Annotated in this window: 6 protein-coding genes; all 6 read right to left on the bottom strand. The window is 32.9% G+C overall.

Annotated elements, in window-relative coordinates; translation table 11 throughout:
* On the bottom strand, positions 1–867 hold an 867-nt coding region (locus N4A40_09390; protein ID MCT4662060.1), incomplete at its 3' end, for a Clp protease ClpP.
* On the bottom strand, positions 860–2,356 hold the full coding sequence (locus N4A40_09385; GenBank protein MCT4662059.1) for a phage portal protein: 1,497 nt from the start codon (positions 2,354–2,356) through the stop codon (positions 860–862). The genes N4A40_09385 and N4A40_09390, both read right to left, overlap by 8 nt.
* A 12-nt stretch (positions 2,357–2,368) precedes the next feature.
* A complete protein-coding gene (locus N4A40_09380) occupies positions 2,369–2,578 on the bottom strand; it encodes a DUF6148 family protein (GenBank protein ID MCT4662058.1) in 210 nt (69 codons plus the stop codon).
* 59 nt (positions 2,579–2,637) lie between these two features.
* The gene (locus N4A40_09375; GenBank protein ID MCT4662057.1) at positions 2,638–3,336 is read right to left on the bottom strand and encodes a hypothetical protein; all 699 of its coding nucleotides are present in this window, start codon (positions 3,334–3,336) and stop codon (positions 2,638–2,640) included.
* Between the two features lie 79 nt (positions 3,337–3,415).
* Positions 3,416–4,231, bottom strand: a complete 816-nt coding sequence (locus N4A40_09370; GenBank protein MCT4662056.1) for a hypothetical protein — start codon at positions 4,229–4,231, stop codon at positions 3,416–3,418.
* Between the two features lie 66 nt (positions 4,232–4,297).
* Positions 4,298–4,781: phage terminase large subunit family protein (locus tag N4A40_09365; protein ID MCT4662055.1), on the bottom strand; the 484-nt coding region annotated here is incomplete at its 5' end.

The following is a 4,781-nucleotide window of genomic DNA, read 5'->3' as shown; positions in this document are numbered from 1 at the left end:
TCCTGGTGCATCAATATCATCAATAGCCTTGATTCTTTCCCTTTCAGCCTTAATACCTTCATTTAAAGCCGCTTTATAAACATCTGGATGCTTCGCTTTTAATTCTTCTAAATTCATGATTGACTCCTCCTCTTTATTTCCTAAATTATTCTGTGGTTCAATTTGTGGTTTCTTTGGTATCTGAATCGGCGCATCATTCTTTGGCTTAACTGGTTCAGATGGTTTCACAGCTTCATTCGGAAAATTCTTGAACTGTGTCACATCAATATTAACCGAATTGATTATACACATTTTACTATTTGTTACCTTTTCTACTCTCGCATCAAAAATCTCATCTGCAAAACCTTGTTCAACTGCATCTTCTCCAGTCAACCAAGTTTCGTCACTCATCAACTGACCCAATTCATCTTTTGATTTTCCAGTTCTCTGATGATAAGTATTAATAATAGAATCTTTTATCTTGTCTAGAATTGACTTCATCTCTTCGAAATCCTGGACATTGTAACTACCCCACAAACTAATCATAGGATTGTGAATCATCATCATTCCACCACTAGGAATATAAATCTTATCCCCTGCCATTGCGATGATAGTAGCTGCACTCGCTGCCATTCCATCTACATATACATTTACTTTTGCACTGTGAGTAATCAAATGACTATAAATACTTTCAGCTGCAAACACATCACCGCCACCAGAATTAATTCTCACATTTATCTCAGATACATCACCTGCAGCATTCAAATCTTCGATGAAACTTTTTGGAGTAACTTCATCCCCCCACCAAGATTCACTTGCTATTGGACCATACAGTAATAAATCCACACTAGTTTCTGTCTGATTCTTAAACTGCCAAAAATTATGCATTCGCCTCACCTCCTTGAATTTTCTTCAACTCTTCCTCTTCTCTTTGCAATCTCGATACATTGTCATAATAATCTCCACCAGTCATCTCAATAGTTTCTTGACTTCTAGTAGAGAAACCATTTCTCACTCTACGCTCTGCAGCTCTAACTTCCTTTAATGGATCAAGCTGTCCTTGAGTTGGACCTGTCCATGTTGCTTTACAATATGCTTTTCTAATAATAGGATCATCAAAAAAGCCTGGAGCATTTATCCTTCCCTTAGTAACACCTTCTGTAAACCATTCCTCATATATTGGTTGGCAATAATCATTCACCATCCATGTTCTGCGCATTTTGTACATCTTCCATGCTTCTAGTAATGCCGCTCTTGATGCACTATACGATGATGTAAAATGCTTTACCAATACTTCAAAAGGTAATTCAAGCGCAACTCCAATCTGCTTACAAATAGCAGCTACAAAACCATCAAATGCAGTATTTTGCCTTCCAGGATTTACTTCCTTGATATCTTCCCCTTCTCCTAAAGCAACTATAGCTCCAGCTCCTAATTTGTACTCTGGTAATTCTTCACTGATTGGATCGTCCTCATCATATCCAAATGATCCAAGAGCTGAATCCAGCTCTGGATTATCGCTTTTAATAAAAACTGTGAACATACTAGATATAACCGATGCCATCAACTCAGCTTCTGTATATCTTCCAAGCTGTTTTAAATCCTCAATTACAGGCGATAAAATAGGAACACCTCTTCTTTGTTCTGGTCTCTCAGCTTCCATGAGATGGAGAACAATAGGTCTTCCTGTCTGTTTGCCATATTTCAATACTCTTTTCCATTTTGGAGATTTACTATAATTATCATCTCCTGGGTGCTTGTTGGATATATGATACGCTACAACTTCACCCGACCGATCAGTCTCTACTCCATTTACAATTCTATCTTTCATAGCTTTAGTTGGTGGAGTAGATATCCTATCTGCTTCTATCACCATGACTCTCAAATCATAAGGCATATTAGGTCTTGCCTTCTCTGGAAGTAATACAAATACTTCACCACTCATGAGCCAAGATATAAACGCTAATTGCTGTAGTTCGTAAAAATTGTTCATACGCTGATAATCACACGCTGGTGTATCAGCCCAGAGATTAAACTCTCTTTCTATATTCTTGCGAAATTTGTCAGCCTCTACAGCAGTCATACCTATAGCTTCATAATCTATAGCTGGTGTAACCCTAAGCCCCGAACCAATAACATTAGTTCTAATAGTTTTGAGTGCACCAGTCGCTATAGATGCACCACCCATATAAAGATCGCGCGACCTTTCCCTTAGCGTTTCGAGATTGTCATCTATGTCTGTTTTCGTACTTCCGATAGAAGTAATCCAGCCTTGAAGTGCCTTTTTCACATAACTAGCACCATGCTCTGAATATCCACTATTGGTAAGCACTTGAAAGCTCTTTTTTAGCCTTCCTTTGAATTCTCTAAAACTCAACACGCTCCCTCCCTACTTTGGTACAACATATCGCACTCTGCTTCTGCCTCTATTCTTTAGTTTTCCCACTTCTCTTTGATAAAATTTGATTCTGTTTCCAATTTCATTGAGATTTGCATGAGTCAATGATCTAGAACCCATACTGTAACTTTGACCACTCATTACCTTTTCTTCAGCTTCAATCCATTTGTCTAACATTCTTTGTGCTGTTTGTAGATTCATTTGCATCACCTCCTTTCGGGTATTAAAAAAGACACCGTGGGGTGTCTATTTTTAATACCCTATATTGGCATCTTTTCTAGTTCTTCAACTGTATTATTTATATCTTCAATTATCGCCCTCATATCTCTTTTGTTTATTATTGCTAATTTTACATATTCTTTACTATATTTTACTTTGTACAATAATAGGCTAATAACTTCCATTGTCTCTTTATCAAAATGATCTAAATCATTCATATCTTCATATTCAAATCTACATGTTAATACTTCTGAATGTAATCTTTCAAATTCATATACTGCTTCATCAAGTTTTTTTAATGACGAATCAATATCATTGCGAGCATTACGGTTCAGATTATGGTTCAGATTTAAATAAAGACTTTTCATTTCAATTATCTTAATAGTAAATAATTCTTTCTTACTTTCATACTTTGATTTTAATTTTCTTTTTTTATCTTTATCACTTTTTTGAAATGCCATTTTAGAAATTCTATAACTAAAAAAACTAACAGTAACAATTGGAACAACTTGAAGAAATACTGCCATGTCACTTAATTCTATAATAATATCTCCTTTAAAATAATCTATTATAAAACCAATTATTTTCCTATTATTTTCACATAACATCATGCCAATCAAAAATAATAATAATAATATTATTAACATTATTTTTTTTATTACTTCTATTATTTTTTGATTATATTTATTGTTTTTACAAATTTTACACATCAAAATTCCCCTCTCAATTATAATATCCAATATTTAGTATATTATAACTGAACTGTTATTTCAATATCTATGTCTTTATTTAGTATAAATAATACACCATAGCGTGTCTTTAATTTGATTTTAGATTTTCTTCTATCTTTTCAAGTTTTTTTAAAAAATTAAAAATTTTAATTTTAAAAAGAATAATTTTATCCTCTGCATGTTTCCTTGATTCTAAACAAGTATCTTCACACTGTTCTTTTCCTTCTATATTTTCTAATATGTTTATTAATATCTTGAACTTATCAATCATTATATATACTTCATGATTGAATTCTGTAAAAATATCTATATCATTATTGACCTCACATTTATCATATTTCAATTTATTCAAAAGAAGGAGTGTATATTTTTCATTATATACTCTAATATCTTCTAATTTTGGAGCAACAAGTTTTACTATCTGAATTAATTCAAATATTTCATTTTTCCCATTACTAACTATTGAATATATAAGTGCTTCTATTATTTTTGCTTGCTCTTTAAAATAATTCAATCTAACTTCATATTCGATTCTAATAATCCTGCTTTGTTGTAAAAAATTAGTCTTTTCTAAATTTTCTATCTCCTTCTCTTTTTCAGCTCTAAATTTAATTTCTTGCTCCTGCATTTCATTTATTCGCTTATTAGATTGATATGCCAAATAACTTACTACTAAGATAGGCACTACATCCAATAATACAGAGCTATCACTCTCTTTAACTACAAACTTCCCAGTAATATAATTAACAACAAATCCTAAAAAACGCCTATTGTTTTCCATTGCTAGCAATGCTATTAATATCAAAACTTTAAGCCAATGCTTGGCAAAGAACTCTACAAACTTATCTACACAATATTTAATTATCGAATCGCTAAAAGTTCCTTTTGTCTGATTTTCATCCATCAAAACTCCCCCTCAATCATAATATATCGTATTTAGTATATTATAATTGAACTGTTATTTCAACATCTATATCCCCTTAGAAATCACTCGCCTCTTCTTCTTTTTAACCTTTGGCTTTTTAGTGGTTTCTGCAGAGATTTTCTGTTTATGTTTGGATAGGTATTCCATATCTGGATTCAATATTTCTAGTGCTGCTGTTGCGTAGTTTCTTAGATCGAGTGGTTCGTTTCGGATTCCTGATTTTATTTTGACCCATTGGTATGTTTTTTTGCCTTTGACATATTTCTCTATACGCTTCTCACTACATAGACCTTCAAAGTAGTCTTGATTGTAGTTTCTGTCATCTTCTATTGGGAAATGACAATAACCCTGTCCTACAAATTGCTTTTGTAATCTAGCATAGATAGTTTCTTTTCCCTCATCTACGCCTAATGAAAATAACGCTGCACGTTCTCTATTATTTCTAGTCGCTTTACCGACAAAAGGAATTCCTGTGCCACCTTTACCTTTGATTGAAAATATTCTTCGAATTTCTCTGGGCTTTGTAAAT

The organism is Tissierellales bacterium (assembly GCA_025210965.1).
Classification (GTDB): Bacteria; Bacillota; Clostridia; order Tissierellales; family JAOAQY01; genus JAOAQY01.
Note: the sequence above shows the minus strand (reverse complement) of the source record. Positions and strands in the feature narration are given on the sequence as shown.